15 protein-coding genes are annotated in these 19,125 nt (G+C 29.2%); 12 read left to right on the top strand and 3 right to left on the bottom strand.

The window, feature by feature from the left end; translation table 11 throughout:
* The first annotated feature begins 14 nt into the window (after window positions 1–14).
* The 11 genes from I4U89_RS05315 to I4U89_RS05265 all read left to right on the top strand — a co-directional run bounded on the left by I4U89_RS05315 (window position 15) and on the right by I4U89_RS05265 (window position 14,163).
* On the top strand, window positions 15–860 hold the full coding sequence (locus I4U89_RS05315; protein ID WP_195939031.1) for a 3-keto-5-aminohexanoate cleavage protein: 846 nt from the start codon (window positions 15–17) through the stop codon (window positions 858–860).
* Between the two features lie 21 nt (window positions 861–881).
* Window positions 882–1,535 carry an acetate CoA-transferase subunit alpha gene (atoD, locus tag I4U89_RS05310; protein WP_195939029.1) on the top strand — a complete coding sequence of 218 codons (654 nt, stop codon included), beginning with the start codon at window positions 882–884 and terminating at the stop codon, window positions 1,533–1,535.
* Entirely contained in the window at window positions 1,536–2,195 is a 660-nt protein-coding gene (locus I4U89_RS05305; protein WP_195939027.1) for a 3-oxoacid CoA-transferase subunit B, read from the top strand.
* Between the two features lie 15 nt (window positions 2,196–2,210).
* Window positions 2,211–3,242 (top strand): zinc-binding alcohol dehydrogenase family protein, encoded by a 1,032-nt coding sequence (locus I4U89_RS05300; protein WP_195939024.1) that lies wholly within the window; start codon window positions 2,211–2,213, stop codon window positions 3,240–3,242.
* A gap of 19 nt (window positions 3,243–3,261) precedes the next feature.
* A complete protein-coding gene (ablA, locus tag I4U89_RS05295; protein WP_195939023.1) occupies window positions 3,262–4,512 on the top strand; it encodes a lysine 2,3-aminomutase in 1,251 nt (416 codons plus the stop codon).
* 105 nt (window positions 4,513–4,617) lie between these two features.
* Complete coding sequence (locus I4U89_RS05290; protein ID WP_195939020.1) at window positions 4,618–5,637, top strand: hypothetical protein; 1,020 nt, start codon at window positions 4,618–4,620, stop codon at window positions 5,635–5,637.
* A gap of 162 nt (window positions 5,638–5,799) precedes the next feature.
* On the top strand, window positions 5,800–7,110 hold the full coding sequence (locus I4U89_RS05285; protein ID WP_243279138.1) for a MutS-related protein: 1,311 nt from the start codon (window positions 5,800–5,802) through the stop codon (window positions 7,108–7,110).
* Between the two features lie 57 nt (window positions 7,111–7,167).
* Window positions 7,168–8,745, top strand: coding sequence for a lysine 5,6-aminomutase subunit alpha (locus I4U89_RS05280; RefSeq protein ID WP_195939018.1), 1,578 nt, complete (start codon window positions 7,168–7,170; stop codon window positions 8,743–8,745).
* Window positions 8,745–9,530, top strand: a complete 786-nt coding sequence (locus I4U89_RS05275) for an OAM dimerization domain-containing protein (protein WP_166505470.1) — start codon at window positions 8,745–8,747, stop codon at window positions 9,528–9,530. The genes I4U89_RS05280 and I4U89_RS05275 overlap by 1 nt, the downstream gene beginning before the upstream one ends.
* A gap of 325 nt (window positions 9,531–9,855) precedes the next feature.
* Window positions 9,856–11,346 carry a Na+/H+ antiporter NhaC family protein gene (locus tag I4U89_RS05270; protein ID WP_195939016.1) on the top strand — a complete coding sequence of 497 codons (1,491 nt, stop codon included), beginning with the start codon at window positions 9,856–9,858 and terminating at the stop codon, window positions 11,344–11,346.
* 378 nt (window positions 11,347–11,724) lie between these two features.
* Window positions 11,725–14,163 carry a cell wall-binding repeat-containing protein gene (locus tag I4U89_RS05265; RefSeq protein WP_195939014.1) on the top strand — a complete coding sequence of 813 codons (2,439 nt, stop codon included), beginning with the start codon at window positions 11,725–11,727 and terminating at the stop codon, window positions 14,161–14,163.
* Window positions 14,164–14,261: 98 nt separating this feature from the next.
* On the opposite strand, the gene I4U89_RS05260 is transcribed toward I4U89_RS05265, so the two are convergent.
* The 3 genes from I4U89_RS05260 to I4U89_RS05250 form a co-directional block, all read right to left on the bottom strand.
* Window positions 14,262–15,065, bottom strand: coding sequence for an ABC transporter permease (locus I4U89_RS05260; protein ID WP_195939012.1), 804 nt, complete (start codon window positions 15,063–15,065; stop codon window positions 14,262–14,264).
* On the bottom strand, window positions 15,052–15,804 hold the full coding sequence (locus tag I4U89_RS05255; protein ID WP_092925721.1) for an ABC transporter ATP-binding protein: 753 nt from the start codon (window positions 15,802–15,804) through the stop codon (window positions 15,052–15,054). The genes I4U89_RS05260 and I4U89_RS05255 overlap by 14 nt, the downstream gene beginning before the upstream one ends.
* Window positions 15,805–16,084: 280 nt before the next feature.
* Window positions 16,085–17,227, bottom strand: coding sequence for a hypothetical protein (locus I4U89_RS05250; RefSeq protein ID WP_195939010.1), 1,143 nt, complete (start codon window positions 17,225–17,227; stop codon window positions 16,085–16,087).
* Between the two features lie 173 nt (window positions 17,228–17,400).
* Here I4U89_RS05250 and I4U89_RS05245 point away from each other — a divergent pair, with 173 nt between their 5' ends.
* Entirely contained in the window at window positions 17,401–18,408 is a 1,008-nt protein-coding gene (locus I4U89_RS05245) for a hypothetical protein (RefSeq protein ID WP_195939008.1), read from the top strand.
* Window positions 18,409–19,125 lie beyond the last annotated feature (717 nt).

Genomic DNA, 19,125 nt, shown 5'->3' with positions numbered 1-19,125 from the left:
GGGGAAACTTTAATATGCAAAAGGTTATAATAACTGCAGCTATATGTGGTGCAGAGGTAACAAAAGAACATAATCCAAATGTTCCATATACTGTTAAAGAAATAGTAAGAGAAGCAAAGTCTGCTTATGATGCTGGAGCAAGTATAATACATCTTCATGTAAGAAAAGATGATGGAACTCCAACACAAGATATAAATAGATTTAAAGAATGTATAGAAGCTATAAAGGTTGCTTGTCCTGATGCAATTGTTCAACCTTCAACTGGAGGAGCAGTTGGAATGAGCAATGAAGAAAGAATTCAACCAGTAAATCTATCTCCTGAAATGGCAACTCTAGATTGCGGAACTTGTAACTTTGGTGGAGATGAAATCTTTGTGAACACTGAAAATACTATAAAAGAGTTCGGAAAGAAAATGATAGAATTAAATGTTAAGCCAGAAATAGAAGTATTTGATAAGGGGATGATAGATATGGCTCTTAGGCTTAACAAAAAAGGATTTATAAATGATAATATGCACTTTAATTTTGTAATGGGAGTTAATGGAGGTATAAGCGCAACTTATAGAGATTTAATGTTTATGAGAGAAAGCATACCTGAAAATGCTACATTTACAGTAAGTGGAATAGGAAGATCTCAATTTGATATGGTGGCTTTAAGTATATTATTAGGTGGACATATTCGAGTAGGATTTGAAGATAATGTATATATGAAAAAAGGAGTCCCAGCATCATCAAACGGAGAATTAGTTAAAAAAGCTGCAAATATAGTAAAAGAGCTTGGAAGAGAAGTAGCAACACCTAAAGAAGCTCGTGAAATACTAGGTTTGAAAGCAAATATATTAAGCACACAAGAAGCTTAAACAATTTAGGGGGAAGCTAAAATGAGTAAAGTTGTATCTTTAGAAACACTAAAAGATCTTTTTAAAGATGATATGACTATCATGATAGGTGGATTTTTAGGCTGTGGAACAGGGGAAATTCTTATAGATTCACTGATAGAATCTGGTGCTAAAAATTTAACTATAATAGGAAATGATACTTCTTTTGTGGATAAGGGAATAGGAAGACTGATAGTAAATAACCAAGTTAAAAAGGTTATAGCCTCTCATATAGGAACAAATGCAGAAACAGGAAGATTAATGAATGAAGGTAAACTAGAAGTTGAATTATCTCCACAAGGAACTCTTATAGAAAGAGTAAGAGCAGGGGGATTTGGTTTAGGCGGAATATTAACTCCAACAGGAGTTGGAACTTTAGTTGAAGAAAATAAAGAAAAGATAACTGTAAATGACAAAGAATATTTATTAGAACTACCATTAAGAGCAGACATAGCACTTGTGAAAGGTAGCCTAGTAGATACATTTGGAAATACAGTTTATAAAGGAACTACTAAAAACTTTAACCCAATGATAGCTATGGCAAGTGACTTAGTAATAGTTGAGGCTGAAGAAGTAGTAGAAGTAGGAAGTTTAAATAAAGAGATGATAATGACTCCAGGTGTAGTAGTAGATTACATAATAAAGGAGGCAAAATAAATGAATCCTAAAGAGATTATAGCTAAAAGAGTGGCTAAAGAATTTGAAAATAATCAATTAGTAAATTTAGGGATAGGACTTCCAACATTAACTGCAAACTACATAGAAGAAGGCATAAATGTAATTTTCCAATCAGAAAATGGAATGGTTGGTATGGGTAGAGTTGCTAATGAAGATGAAGTAGATCCATATATAACTAATGCAGGTGGTCAATTTGTAACTATAAATGAAGAAGGAGCTTTCTTTGATTCATCAATGTCTTTTGGCCTTATAAGAGGAGGACATGTGGATGTAACAGTTTTAGGAGCTTTAGAAGTAGATCAACATGGAAATTTAGCTAACTGGATAGTACCTGGAAAAATGGTTCCAGGTATGGGTGGAGCTATGGATTTAGTAGTTGGAGCTAAAAAGGTTATAGTCGCAATGCTACACACTGTAAAAGGTAAATCTAAGATACTTAAAGAGTGTACTCTTCCATTAACTGCAAAAGGTGTAGTTGATATGATAATAACTGAACTTGCTGTTATGGAAGTAACAAAAGAAGGCTTAGTTGTAAGAGAAATAAGTGAAGATGTAACAATTGAAGAATTAAGGGAAATGACAGATGCAGATTTAATAATATCTGATGATTTAGTATATATGCAAGCACAAACAGTATAATAAGGGGGATTAGTCATGAAAGGATGTAAATACGGAACACACAGAGTTATAGGAGAAAATGTACTTCCACAACCAGCTAAAAAAATAAACAATGATATGAATATTTATGATAATGAAATATTAATAGATGTTCAAGCTTTAAACATAGATTCAGCAAGCTTTACTCAAATAGAAGAAGAGTGCAACCATGATATAGAAAAAATAAAGTCAAGAATATTAGAAATAGTAGAAGAGAAAGGAAAAATGCAAAACCCAGTTACTGGTTCTGGTGGGATGTTAATAGGAACAATAGAAAAAATAGGATCTGATTTAGTAGGAAAAACAGATTTACAAATAGGAGATAAGATAGCTACGCTTGTATCATTATCATTAACTCCATTAAAAATAGATGAAATAATAGACATAAAAGCAGATATAGATAGAGTTGAAATAAAAGGAAAAGCTATATTATTTGAAAGTGGTATATATGCAAAGTTACCAACAGATATGGAAGAAAACTTAGCATTAGCTGCTCTTGATGTTGCCGGAGCTCCTGCTCAAACACAAAAGTTAGTTAAAGAAGGAGATAGTGTTTTAATACTTGGAGCTGCTGGTAAATCTGGAATGCTTTGCTGTTATGAGGCTAAAAAGAAAGCTGGAAAAAATGGTAGAGTAATAGGACTTGTTAGAGATGAAAAACAAAAAGCATTCTTAAAAGAAAATAACCTTGTAGATGAAGTTATAGCTGTAGATGCACAAAATCCTAATGAAGTACTTAAGAATGTATTAGAAGTTAATGAAGGAAAAGAGGTAGATTTAGCTATAAACTGTGTAAATGTCCAAAATACAGAAATGAGCACAATACTACCTGTTAGAGATGGTGGAGTAGTATACTTCTTCTCAATGGCAACAGCATTTACAAAAGCAGCACTTGGAGCTGAAGGTGTAGGTAAAGATGTAGATATGATAATAGGAAATGGATACACTAAAGGTCATGCAGATGTTACAATAGCAGCTTTAAGAGAAAGTGAAACAATAAGAAATATATTCAAAAAATTATACGTATAAAATATAAGGGGTGGAGATTATGGAAAGAAAAATATTTACGGATGTTAGCAATGAATTATGGAATGATTGGACTTGGCAAGTAAAAAATAGAATAACAACAGTTGAAGAATTAAAAAAATATATACCACTTACAGAAAGTGAAGAAGAAGGAGTTAAGGAATGTCTTAAAACTCTTAGAATGAGTATCACACCATACTATTTATCATTAATAGATCCAACTAATGCAAATGATCCAATAAGAAAGCAAGCTATACCAGTTGCAAGTGAACTTAAAGTTTCTGAAGCTGATTTAGATGATCCACTTCATGAAGATGGAGATTCACCAGTACCAGGACTTACTCATAGATATCCAGATAGAGCATTACTTTTAATAACAGATCAATGTGCAATGTATTGTAGACACTGTACAAGAAGAAGATTTGCTGGACAAAATGATGGAGCTCAACCAGTTGATAGAATAGATAAGGCTATAGAATATATAAGAAATACTCCAGTTATAAGAGATGTATTATTATCAGGTGGTGATGCACTTTTAATGAGTGACGAGAGATTAGAGTATATCATAAGTAAATTAAGAGAGATACCACATGTTGAAATAATAAGGATAGGAAGTAGAACTCCAGTAGTTATGCCACAAAGAATAACTGATAATTTAGTGAATATGCTTAAGAAATATCATCCAGTATGGTTAAACACTCACTTTAATCATCCAAATGAAATAACTAAAGAATCTATAGAAGCTTGTAAAAAGATGGCAGATGCAGGTATACCTTTAGGAAATCAAAGTGTTTTACTACGTGGGGTAAACGATTGCATGCACGTAATGAAGAAATTAGTTAATGATTTAGTAAAAATAAGAGTTAGACCATACTACATCTATCAATGTGATTTATCTAATGGAATAGAGCACTTTAGAACTCCAGTATCTAAAGGTATAGAAATAATAGAAGGATTAAGAGGACATACATCAGGATACTGTGTACCAACATTTGTTGTAGATGCACCAGGTGGTGGAGGTAAAACTCCAGTTATGCCAAACTATGTAATATCTCAAAGTTACGATAAAGTAATACTTAGAAACTTTGAAGGGGTTATAACTACTTATACAGAGCCAACAAACTATAAGCATACATGTGAATGTGAAGTTTGCAAAGGTGAAAAAGAAGTTCATAAGGTAGGGGTAGCAGGTCTTTTAAATAATGAAAGAATGGTACTTGAGCCAACTGAATTAGATAGAAAGAAAAGAGAGTTAAGTACTCAATTAGGTTAATAAAAACTAACACTAAAAGATATTATAGGTAATATTACCTATAATATCTTTTAGAAAAATTATTAAAATCTACATCGCTTAGATTAAATTTTTAAGGATATAATTATGGATATATTAAATGAAATATTAAAATATAAGAGTATGTCTATTATAGGAAATTACAAAAACGTAGGTAAAACTACTACTTTAAATTACATATTAAAAGAGTGTATAAATAAAAATATAATACTAGGACTTACATCAATAGGTGTAGATGGAGAAGGGGTAGATGTTGTCACTAAAACTGATAAACCTAGAATATATGTAAATAAAAATACTATAATAGCTACAGCTAATAGTTTAGCTTTAAGTAGTGATATAACCAAAGAAATTCTAGAACTTACAAATATAACAACACCACTAGGAAATATAGTTATATTTAGATCCTTAAGCGATGGATATATAGAACTTGCAGGTCCATCTATAAACACTCAAATAAAGTACATATGTGAAAGATTAAATCACTATGGTGCAGACTTAAGTATAGTTGATGGGGCTTTATCTAGAAAAACGCTAGGCTCACCATCTATAACAGATTCTACAATATTTTGTAGTGGAGCTGTAATAAATAAAGATATAAATAAGGCAATAGAAAAGATAATATATGAAGCTAATATATTAAATCTTGAAAAAGTAAATGATGTTAAATTCTATGAAATTTATGAAAATATAAAAGAATATAAGATTAGCTTAGTAAATAAAGATTATTCATACAAATGCCTAAATATAAATACAACTCTAAATTCTTCTAAAGAAATTATAGATAGTGTAGATGAAAATACTAAGTATATAGTTGTAAATGGAATAGTTACTAATAATTTTATAAACAACTTTATAAAAAGTGGTAATAACTATAAAAATATAACTATATTGGTCAGCGATAGTACAAAGATATTTTTAGATAAGGAAATATTTGATAAGTTTATAAAGCTTAAAGGAAGTATTAAGGTTATAAATAAAGTCAATCTAATAGGATTAAGTATAAACCCAACATCAATAGAAGGATATAGCTTTGATGATAAATATTTTATAGATAGTATACAAAGTAAAACTAATATAAAAGTATTTAATGTTATGAATGTTTAGAAATTAAGCTTTTATAAACAAGAAGGTGATTATATTAAGTCATTTATAATAAACGAAGTAAATACAATTACACCATATGGAGAAAAAGAAAAAGCTAATATAAAAATATATAAAAAAGAAAATAGTGAAAAATTAATAAAAGAACTTAATTATATAGAAAATATGATTAATAGCTTAAAAGAAAATGACATGGTGTATGATAATATACAATATGAGTTTTGTAAAATTAAAAATATAACAAATACTCTAAATAGGTTAAAACAGAAAAATGCATTAGACGAAATAGAACTGTTTGAAATAAAAAACTTTGCTATAAATACTAATGAGATAATAAAAAACTATTTAAAATTGAATATTAATATAGATTATATAAACTTTAAAAACTTAGATGTAGTTGTAAAGATGTTAGATCCAGATGAATTAAATTTAACTACATTTCAAATATATGGTGCATATAGTAAAAAGTTATTACATATTAGACAAAATAAGCTAAATATTGAAAAGCAAATATTTAAAGAAACTGATAAAGATAACATAGAAAAATTAAAACAAGAAAGACTAGAAATTGTTGTAAATGAAGAACAAGAAGAGTTAAGAATAAGAAAAGCACTAAGTGAAAAGTTGTATAACTATTTAAATGATATAAATGAAAATATAAAATCTATAGGGAAATTAGATTTACTTATTGCTAAGGCAAATTTAGCACTTAAGTATAATGCTATAAAACCTAGTATAAATAAAGAAAATAAAATTTTCTTTAAAGATCTTATAAATCCAAGTCTTCAGACAATTTTAAGTTCACAAAATAAGGAATATATTCCAATAAGCATAGATATAGATAAAAAAATTACTATAATAAGTGGTGCTAATATGGGTGGAAAAAGTGTAAGTATGAAAACCATAGCACTTAACCTATATTTATTCCAATGTGGATTTTATGTATTTGCTAAAGAAGCTAACTTATGTGTATTAGACTTTATATATATAATAAGTGATGATATGCAAGATATAAATAAAGGTCTAAGTACATTTGGAGCAGAGATCATAAAATTAAAAGAAATAACAAAACTTATGAAGTTAAGGGATGGATTTATCGCATTAGATGAATTTGCAAGAGGAACCAATCCGATAGAGGGAAGATTACTACTAAAAGCAATATGTGAATATTTTAAAAAGTACAATTCTATAAGTTTAATATCTACACATTTAGATGACATAAATATAGATGATGTTACCTATTACCAAGTAGTAGGTCTTAAAAATGTAGATTTTGATGGTTTAAAACGTCAAATAGATTTAAAGATTGGAGTAGGCAAAAGTTCAAAAGGTGTACAAATACTTCAAGAATACATGGATTACAGATTAGAGAAAGTAAGTAAAGAAACTAAAGTTCCAAAAGATGCTATAAATATATGTAGATTATTAGGATTAGACAATGAAATAGTAGATATAGCTAATAAGCTAAGTAAATAAATAAAGCTTGTAGATATAGCTGACAAACTAAGTAAATAAAGCTTAAGGGGGATTAATATGAGTAAGTTAAATTTAGATTTTAGTATAGTGGAAAAAGCTCGTGAATCAGCGCGTAATATAGTGTTAGATACACAAGAATTTATAAACAAACACACTACAGTAACAGTTGAAAGAAGTATACTTAGACTACTTGGCGTAGATGGAGTAGATGAGTTTGGTGTGCCACTTCCAAACGTAGTTGTAGATAGCATCAAAAACTCAAACAATGGCTCTTTAGGTATGGGAGTTGCTTATTATATAGGTAATGCTATGATAAATACAGGACTTACTCCACAAGAGATAGCACAAAAAGTATCACAAGGAGAATTAGATCTATGTGCCCTTAAAGAGCATGATGTATTTGATGTTAAGCTTAAAATAAATGAAATAGCTAAACAAAGTGTAGATCAAATAAAGGCAAATAGAAATAAAAGAGAAGAATTTTTAAATGAGTATGGAGATAAAAGTGGACCATACTTATATGTAATAGTAGCTACAGGAAATATATACGAAGATATAACTCAAGCTGTAGCAGCTGCAAAGCAAGGGGCAGATATAATCGCAGTTATAAGAACAACTGGACAAAGTTTACTTGACTATGTTCCATATGGTGCTACGACTGAAGGATTTGGAGGAACTTATGCAACAGGTGAAAACTTCAGATTAATGAGAGAAGCACTTGATAAGGTTGGAGCTGAACTTGGAAGATACATAAGACTTTGCAACTACTGTTCAGGATTATGTATGCCAGAAATAGCAGCACTAGGAGCACAAAATAGATTAGACGTTATGCTAAATGATGCTTTATATGGAATATTATTTAGAGATATAAATATGAAAAGAACAATGATAGACCAATACTTCTCAAGAATAATAAATGGATTTGCCGGAGTTATAATAAACACTGGTGAAGATAACTACTTAACAACAGCAGATGCAGTAGAAGAAGCGCATACTGTACTTGCATCTCAATTTATAAATGAACAATTTGCATTAGTTGCAGGATTGCCTGAAGAACAAATGGGACTTGGACATGCATTTGAAATAAGCCCTGATGTTGAAAATGGATTCTTATATGAATTAGCTCAAGCTCAAATGGCTAGAGAAATATTCCCTAAAGCACCTCTTAAGTATATGCCACCAACTAAGTTTATGACTGGTGATATATTTAAAGGTCAAGTACAAGATGCATTATTTAATATGGTAACTATAATGACAGATCAAAAATTACACTTATTAGGAATGCTTACAGAAGCAATTCATACTCCATTTATATCAGATAGAGCACTTTCAATAGACAATGCTAAGTATATATTTAATACTATGAAAGATCTAGGAAGTGAAATAGAGTTTAAAAAAGATGGAATAATGTGTAATAGAGTTAATGAAGTTTTAAACAATGCATATGAATTAATTTCTCAAATAGAAAAAGATGGATTATTTAAAACATTAGAACAAGGTAAATTTGCAGGTATAAAAAGACCAATAGATGGGGGAAAAGGTCTTGATGGAGTTGTTATGAAAGAAGCTATGTACTTCAATCCATTTATAGAACTAATGTTAGAAAAAGAGTTAGTATTAGGAGGGAATTGTTAATGAGCGGACTATATTCTATGGACAATAAGGAATATGATAAAAACCTTGATTTAAAAAATTTAAAACCTTATGGAGACACATTAAACGATGCTAAAGTACAAGTAAGTTTTACATTACCAATAAAAGATGATGAAAAAGGTATAGAAGCAGCAAAACTTACAGCTAAAAATATGGGGCTTAGTGATATAAATGTAGCACATCATAAAGCACTTGATAGTGAATTTACTTTCTATGTTGTATATGGAAGTTTAGAAAAAGGTGTAAACTACGAAGATATACATGTAGAAGTAGCACAAGAAGATACTATGGATAAATATGAAATAGAAGAGTATATAAAAGAAAATATAAAAAGAGATATAGTAGTAGTAGGTGCAAGTACAGGAACTGATGCACATACAGTTGGAATAGATGCAATAATGAATATGAAAGGTTATGCAGGAAACTATGGACTAGAAAGATATGAAGGAATAGAAGCTTATAACTTAGGAAGTCAAGTTCCTAATGAAGAGTTTATAAGAAAAGCAGTAGAACTTAAAGCTGATGTATTATTAGTTTCTCAAACTGTAACTCAAAAAAATGTTCATATAGAAAACTTAACTAACTTAGTAGAATTATTAGAAGCTGAAGGTTTACGTGATAAAGTAGTACTTCTTTGTGGTGGACCAAGAATAAGTCATGAACTTGCAAAAGAATTAGGATATGATGCAGGATTTGGTCCAGGTAAATTTGCACAAGATGTAGGAAGTTTCTTTGTAACTGAGTTAGTAAATAGAAACTTAGTATAATGAAAATCATATATTTATAAATCAACCGAGGAAATTATTATACTACAGCATCTGATGAAAATAATTAAAAATTTATAGAAATGTTATATAAAATTAAACAAAAACTGACATAACATAATGACAATTAGAATAAGTATAATGTTTATTTATAGGATGTAACAATATTTTCTAAGTAACCAAAATATAAGTAGTGCTTTGTGGTTAAAATTAACAGACTTATGCATTAGGATATAATGTATAAGTCTGAAAAGTTACTGGATAGTGTTAGGTTTAACCTAAATTAAATACATTATCAATTATACATTATATCAAGGGGGCTCATTTTATGGGGTTTTGGATTGGACTATTAAAATTTTCACCAGTATTTATGCTGGCAGGTCTAATGATTTCGGGTATGGACTGCTTAATAGCAGCTCCAATAGCTACAATATATGCATTTATTGTAGCATCAATAACAGATAAGCTTAAATTTAATGATTTAGTTGACTGTGCAGTTGACAATGTAAAACATTTAAATTTAGTTTTCTTTATATTAATGCTTGCTTATGCTATGGCAGAAGCATTTATGGCTACAGGAGTTGGCGCTTCGATAGTTAATATAGCACTTTCTCTAGGAGTAACAGGTAGAACTGTTGCAGTTGTTGCATTTATAGTTACTGGTATACTTTCAGTAGCTACTGGAACTTCATGGGGAACTTTTGCAGCATGTGCTCCAATATTTTTATGGTTAAACCATATGGTTGGTGGTAGTATATTATTGACAACTGCATCTATAGCTGGAGGAGCTTGTTTTGGAGACAATATAGGGCTTATATCAGATACAACAGTTGTAAGTTCTGGTATGCAAGGTGTTGAAGTAATAGATAGAATCAAATCTCAAGGACCATGGTCTATAGTATGCTTAATAATATCTATAATATTTATATATGGATTAAGTATGTCTATGGGGTTACCAACAGAATCTGCAAATGCTGCACTAGCAATAGATCAAATACCAGCTCAAGTAATGACTGATTTAGGGGTTGAAAGACCATCAGCAGTAGAACTTTTAAATCAAGTAAAAACAGGAGTGCCATACTATATGGCAATACCATTATTACTTGTTTTAGCAGTAGCTATTAAAGGTTTACCTACATTAGCATGTTTATCTGTTGGTATAGTATCATCATTTATATTTGGAATTTTTGCAGGAACTGTAGATTCTTTAAACGGATTTTTAAAATTGATGATGAGTGGATTTGCAGACGCAGGTTCTTGGGTTATAGTAATGATGATGTGGGTTGGAGCATTTGGGGGAATAATGTCTAAGATGAAGGCTTTTGAACCACTATCAAATTTAGTTATGTTCCTTGCTAGAAATGTAAAACAATTAATGTTTATGAATGGTTTATTATGTTTAGTAGGAAATGCTGCACTTGCAGATGAAATGGCACAAATTGTTACAGTAGGACCTATAACTAAAGAATTAGTTGAAAATAATGTAGAGGGTAGTGAAGAAGATTTATATCAACTACGTTTAAGAAATGCTACTTTTTCTAGTTCTCTAGGGGTATTTGGTTCTCAATTAATACCATGGCATGTTTATATAGGGTTCTATTTAGGTATACTAACAGCTGTGTATCCACTTCATCAATTCGTAGCATTTGATATAATAAAATACAATGTTATGGCATACGTTACAGTTGGATCTATACTTATATTAACATTAACTGGACTTGATAAATTTATTCCTAAGTTTGGTTTACCAAGTGAGCCAAATATTAGATTAAAGAAGAAACAAAAAGAAGAAAAAGAAAGTATGACTGTATATTCATAAGTTAAATATATGAAAATAAAAAATACCCACTAGGTTATATAACCTAGTGGGTATTTTTTATTTTCATTTGTTAATGTAAAGATAAAAAGTGTACTATATAAAAGAAATTATGCATAAAAAACAAAATATTAGCAAATTTAGGTGAAAAATGTTTACTAAATATTAAAAATGTTATACTATATAATTAAATATTATACAAATGATTTGAATATTAAATTATTTAAAATATGTAAAAAAGGGTAAAAGTAGTTAAAGCTTATGGTAATTAAAATAAAAATTTAATATAAGTTTACCTTATATAATTAAGTTTTATTATAAACTATTAAAATATTTATATAGTTTATATAATATATAATCATATATCTTGGGGAGGATAAAATGAGTAAAAAACTAAATTTAAGAAAAGTGACATCATTAGCATTAGTACTAGGATTATCAATACCAATGTTATATCCATCAGAAGTAAGGGCATTAGAAGAAAATAAAAAAATAACAATACTTCATACTAATGACATACATGGTAGATTTGTTAAAAATGATAAGACAATAGGAGTAGATGTATTATCAAGTATAAAAAAACAAACTCCAAATTCATTGTTATTAGATGCAGGAGATACAATCCATGGTTTACCATTTGTAACATTAAATAAAGGTCAAGATGCAGTTGATTTAATGAATGCAGCAGGATATGATTTTATGACACCAGGAAATCATGACTTTAACTATGGTTATGAGAGATTATTAGAACTTGTTAAAAAACTTGAATTAACAAATGGACAACAAAAGATGAGGGTTTTATCATCAAATGTAACTAAAGATGGTAAAAGTGTATTTACACCAAATGCTATAAAAGAAATAAATGGAGTTAAATTAGGTATATTTGGACTATCATCTCCAGAAACTGCATACAAAACAAATCCTAATAATGTTAAAGGATTAAAATTTGAAGATCCAGTTCAAATGGCAAAAAAACAAGTTGAGGATCTAGAAAAAAATGGTGCAGAAGTAATAGTAGGGCTTGCACATGTTGGAATAGATGAATCTAGCGATCCGACAACTATAGACATAGCAAATGAAGTAAAAGGTATAGATGTTATAGTAGATGGACATAGCCATTCAAATTTACCAAATGGTAAAAAAGTAAAGGATACTTTAATAGTTAGTACTGGAGAATATATGCAGAATATAGGGAAAGTAGAGTTAGAGGTATCTAGTGTAAATGGAAAGCATGAAGTTGTTAATGCAAATGCAAGTCATATTACTAAAGAACAAGCAAGTAAGATATCCTCAGATAGTGTTGTTGAAAATAAAATAAAAGAAATAGAAGAAGCTCAAGATAAAATATTATCTGCCAATGTAGGGAATACGGATGTTCATTTAGAAGGAAGAAGGGAAAATGTTAGAACTAAAGAAACTAACTTAGGAAACCTTATAACAGATGCAATGATTTCAGAAACTAATGCAGATGTAGCTATAACTAATGGTGGAGGAATAAGAGATAGTATAAATATAGGAGATATAAGTAAAGGAGAGGTAATAAAAGTTCTTCCTTTTGGAAACTACATAGTAACAAAAGAATTAACTGGAGCTCAAATAAAAAAAGTATTAGAACACGGAGTTAAAGACTATGGAACACCAGCAGGTTCATTTACACATATAGGTGGAATGAAAATAGTAGTAGATCCTAGAAATGAAGTAGGAAATAGAGTAGTAGATATAACTATAAATAATGAAAAAGTAGATATGAATAAAAAATATACAGTAGCTACTAACGATTTCATGGCAGTTGGTGGAGATGATTATCCATGTTTTAACGATGAGCCAATAATAAACGAATACAGTGGCTTAGATGAGGCTTTAATAAAATATTTAGAGAAAATTGGTACTGTATCACCTAAAGTTGAAGGTAGAATAACATCAGTAATAGAAAAATTAATTGGGGAAAATAGATATCATACTGCAACTAAAATAAGCTTAAGTGGATTTGAAAAGGCAGACAATGTTGTATTAGTAAATTCAAATGCTATGTCAGATGCACTTAGCGCAACACCATTTGCAAAACTTAAGGATGCTCCAGTATTATTAACAGAAAGTTCTAAGTTATGCAACGAAACTAAAGCTGAAATACAAAGATTAGGTGCTAAAAATGTATACATAGTAGGTGGAGATAGCGTTGTTAATGAAAATGTTGTTAATGAACTTAAAACTATGAATTTAACTACTGAAAGAATAAGTGGAAAAGATAGATATGAAACTTCATTAAAAATAGCTAAAAAACTAGGTGATGTAAGTGAAGTAGTAGTAGTAAATGGGGTAAGAGGACTTAGTGATGCAGTAAGTATAGCACCAGTTGCAGCAAATAAAAATATGCCTATATTATTAGCGTCTGATACTAATGGAACTAAAGTATTTGATGAATTTATAAAGGATGAACAAATAACAAAATCTTATGTAATAGGAAAAGAAGGATCTATATCAGAAGATATAGCAAAAACACTTCCAAATCCACAAAGAATAGGTGGAATAGACAGAGATGAAACTAATGCTATGATAATAGATAACTTCTATAAAGATATAGAAATAAAAAATTTATTTGTAGCCAAAAATGGAATGAATAGAGAACAAGATTTAGTAGATGCACTAGCATTAGGGGTTGTTGCATCTAAAGAAAATGCTCCTATATTAATAGGTAGTGATAAATTAAATGATAAACAAAAAGAAGTTTTAGGAAATAAAACTATAAAATCTCTAACTCAGGTTGGAGGAAATGGAAATGAAGGTATAGTTAAAGAAGTTTCTAATATGATAAAAAGATAAAAATATACTTTAAACAATTTTATACTAAAATATAAAAACACCTCCGTTTCGTTTTGAAACGAGGTGTTTTTGTAATAGGTATATTTAAACATGATTATTTATCTTCTGGAATTATAAAACTTTTCTATAAGATTTAAAATAGCATACATAATCCAAGCACAAAAAGCAAGTACAAATACTCCCATCATAACCAAATCTAACTTAAATACCTGGCTTCCATAAACTATCAAATAACCAATACCAGCTCTTGATACTAAGAACTCACCAACTATAACACCAACCCAAGCCATACCTATATTTATCTTAGTAAGATTTATTAAATTACCAATATTAGAAGGGATTATGAGTTTAAATAATATTTGTGACTTAGTAGCACCAAAACTTCTTAACATTTTAATTTTTTCTTCATCAACATTTATAAAATAATTATAAGCAGAGAGTATAGTAACAACAACAGATATAGTAACAGCAGTAACTACAATACCTTCAATACCAGCACCTGCCCAAACTATAATAATAGGAGCTAGAGCTGTTTTAGGAAGAGCATTTAATATAACTAAAAATGGGTCTAAAATTTTTGATAATTTTTCAGACCACCAAAGTGCTATTGCAACTAATATTCCAAGCACTGTACCTATAACTAAACCAAGTAGAGTTTCATATACTGATATTCCAACATGAGTTAGAAGTTGACCATTTTGAACATAGCTTATAAAAAGCGAGTATATATCACTAGGTTTGCTAAATAGGAATGTATTTATTATATTTAGATTAGCAAGTACTTCCCAAAGAATTAAAAATCCTGCAAATATTAATATCTGATATAAAAGAATTTTAGTTTTTTCTTTTTTAACATTTTTTAGGTAATTTTTATATCCATCTGAATCTTTACTTAATCTCATCACTATCTAGCTCCTTCCATAGTATGTCAAAGTATTTTTGAAAATCAGGAACTTTTCTGGTTTGAAGAGGTGTTAAATCTTCATTTTGTCTTAGGTCTATGTTATATACATTTTTAACAGTTGCAGGTCGTTTAGATAGTGCTACTACTTTGTCTGACATTGATATAGCTTCACTTATATCATGAGTTACTAATATAGCAGACTTATTCTCATTTTTAATTATTTTATAAACATCATCACTAACTAAAATCCTTGTTTGGTAATCAAGGGCTGAAAAAGGTTCATCTAAAAGTAATATATCTGGATTTACAGATAGAGTACGAATAAGAGATACCCTCTGCCTCATTCCTCCTGAAAGTTCTTTTGGGTACATATATCTATATTCCCAAAGACCATAAGTTTTTAATAAATTTTCAATACGAGATATATTTTTATCAGTTTTTATATTTTGGATTTCAAGTCCAATTGTTATATTATCGATTATATTTCTCCACTCAAGTAAATGGTCTTTTTGAAACATATATCCTATATTTCCATTTATATTAATATCCCCACTAGTAGGTTTTAAAAGTTTTGTTAATATATTTAGTATAGTTGATTTTCCAGAACCACTAGGTCCAAGTAGAGTTAGAATTTGTCCTTCGTTTAGGGAGAAACTTATGTCTTTTAGAACTTCTAGTTCTCCGTCTTTTGTGTAAAAAGTTTGACACAGGTCGCTAACTTTTACAATTTCATTCATGTAATTCACCCCTAAAGTAGATTTTTGGTATATATTATATTATTAAAGTATGAGTGGATTTGTACCTATTTTAAAATATTTATAGTTTATATAAGCATAAACATATTTCAATAAAGATGACTAATTAAACATATATAAGATATAACTAGTAAATTAGTGAATATAGCAAAGTCAAAAAAATAATTTTATGACTTCTTAGTAGATATAGTTTAATAGATAAAAAAGATAGCGTGATAATTACCACGCTATCTTTTTATTATCTATTAATAGTTTTTATTAATTAATCTTCAATCTCGTCATAGGTATCAGAAGATCCACACTTACATGGTTTTGAATCGTGACAACCATGGTGATTATCACAACAATCATTATTACCAGGTTGTGAAATATCGCAATCGCATTCTATATCAAGAGTTCCTTTTACACCTATTACATCTTTTATTATAGTATATACAGTTTCTTTAGGGCTAAAGCATAATACTATATCAGCTTTAAATTTATATTTATTAGGACCAGATTTAAGGTTTACTAATTCACTAGAACTAACCTCAGAGTTTTCTGATTCACCAGAATCAGACTCAGAGTTTTCTAAACTAGAAGAACTATATATAGGGCATAATTCACTAGCTCTAGTAACACAATCTACCTTAAATTTACCATCAAATTTTTTGTAAATTAAAGAGTCTCTTTCAAAAGGAACACATAGGTTACCGTAGAAATAAGGAGATGAAAGCCCTAAACCTGTTGTATTAAGATGATGAAGATCTATAGGAGCACTTAACTTTGTAAGACCAGGAATTTCAAATACACCTAAAAACTCTTTATCTGGACAGTCTTTTAATTGAGCCTTTACTATTACCTTAAAATCACATACGTAATATTCTACATCATTATGATATATTTTTATCTTAATTCCTTCTGATTCATCATCACAACCTTTAGTATTACAAATATCATCTATACAATAGTGCTTTTGAAATTTTTCTTTTGATATATATTCGTTGTATAATTTTTGAGGGGAACCCCCATGACCTTTACAAGAGCAAATAGGTCCGCTAATAGGTTTAAAACATAAATCTTCATCGTCTAAACACTCTTTAAGGATAGCATCAGGGTGCTTTGGATCATCGCTATAATTATTTCTTAAACCTAAGCATTTATATTTAACACCTACTACTTCTTTTATACATACTTTTTCACCAGCTAAACCATAAGTCAAAGGTGTTACTACTTTAAATGTGGCATTTCTTAAAATTGTTGATAGTGTTGCACTTTTTAAAATTGCACAGCTAAATATTCTATTAGTTAATATTGGGTAGCATAATGTATCCTTACAATCCCATTTTAAACCTTTACAGCATCCGTCAGAACAATAATCTGATGGCACAAATTTTTTTGTTGTCAAACCTCTAAAGTCATCCATCTATAAATATCCTCCCAATTATATTAATTTATAAAAAGATTTTAATCTTCTTACCCTTATGATATGAAATAAAAGAGTAATTGTTACAGCTTGTATCTAAATAAAATATTTTTTAACAAGGTATAAATATTATCTATATGAATATATTGTAGTATTATTAAGGAGGGGGTAGAATGACATTTATACAAAATACTGAGATATTAATAAGAAAATCAGATAAGTGTATATCAAAGATATTTTTTAATAATGGAATTAATATAGCAAATTTTGATTCAAACTTCGAGTTAATATCTTCAAGTAAAGTAATTGATAATATAAAAGGAATTACATATATATGGTTTGATATAGATAAACAAGATAATATATATGGAATATATGATGATATGCAAGGAAGCTTAATTAAAATAGACATAAATAATGATAAAATAAATAAAGCTAGTATTATTAATTATGATAATTCTAAATATACAATAAGCTTTCCATATATAAGTAAGATAGGTAAAGATATTCATATCATATATTATTTAAAGGATAATAAAAGTAAATTATACAAATTAGTTCATAATATAAAAAGAGATAAAGAAGATATAATGTCAATTATAGATATATTCGGATATGAAGATATAAATAATTTTACTGTAATATGTGATAATACCAACATAAGTGTGTTTTACTTTAAAGTAGTAAAAGGATACGAGGAAGTATTTTTGTGTACTTTAAATCATGAAAACTCAATTTGGTATAATCCAATACAAATAACCAATTCAAACAAAGAAAAAATCCATTTATCAGTTACAAAAGGAACAAACAATACGTACCATATAGCATATTCAGAAAACAATTCTAGTAAATACCAACCAATCTATAAAAGAGTTGATTTAAACAAAGAAGGCATATTGATAAATGACAGTGTATATGTAAATAAATCCTCAGCTTGTAATATTCCTCATATAATAGAACATAAAAATGTGTTACATATGCAATGGATAGAATATGGAAATTTAAATATAAGTAAATCTTTTGATTTTGGTAAATCATGGGATACGCCTATTATAGATGATGACGGTATGGAGTACCCCTTTATAAGATATTACTATAAATCAAATTGCGAGGCAGATAAAGAATATAAAGTATCAACTGTATATGGCTGTAGAAATTATATAAATATACTTGGCATATAAAAGGAATTGATGTATTTAGAATATAAAAAACAAGTATAAATATAAAATATTAATACTTGTTTTAGTAATATTTTAAGAATTTAAGATTATATTTATAGCATATAAATTATAGTGATAGAAAGATATTATATAATTGAGAGTAGGTAAGGAGGAGAGCGTGTTGGATAAATATAAAAGGTATGCTTCATATTCAAAATCAGTTGATAATTATGAAGTAAATAAATACGATAAGAAAAATGGCAAATCATCCAGCGGTAGTTCATCAAGTAATGATATAGAATGTAATAATTCTAAAGTTATGGATAGTACGTATGAAAAATATAAAAGAGAAATAGTAGGAAAGGGGCCAAGAGGAGAACAAGGAGAACAAGGGCCAGAAGGTAAGGTAGGACCACAGGGGCCAAGAGGAGAACAAGGGGAACCAGGACCAGAAGGCAAGATAGGACCACAAGGACCAAGAGGAGAAAAGGGAGAACCAGGACCAGAAGGTAAGATAGGACCACAGGGACCAAGAGGAGAAAAGGGAGATCAAGGACCAGAAGGTAAAATAGGTCCACAAGGGCCAAAAGGAGAAAAAGGAGATCAAGGACCTCAAGGTAAGATAGGGCCACAGGGATCAAGAGGAGAAAAGGGAGAGCCAGGACCAGAAGGTAAGATAGGACCACAGGGACCAAGAGGAGAAAAGGGAGATCAAGGACCAGAAGGTAAGATAGGTCC

It is taken from the genome of Romboutsia sp. 1001713B170131_170501_G6, from assembly GCF_015668195.1.
Taxonomy (GTDB): Bacteria; Bacillota; Clostridia; order Peptostreptococcales; family Peptostreptococcaceae; genus Romboutsia_C.
This window is presented reverse-complemented; position numbering and strand designations above follow the sequence as displayed.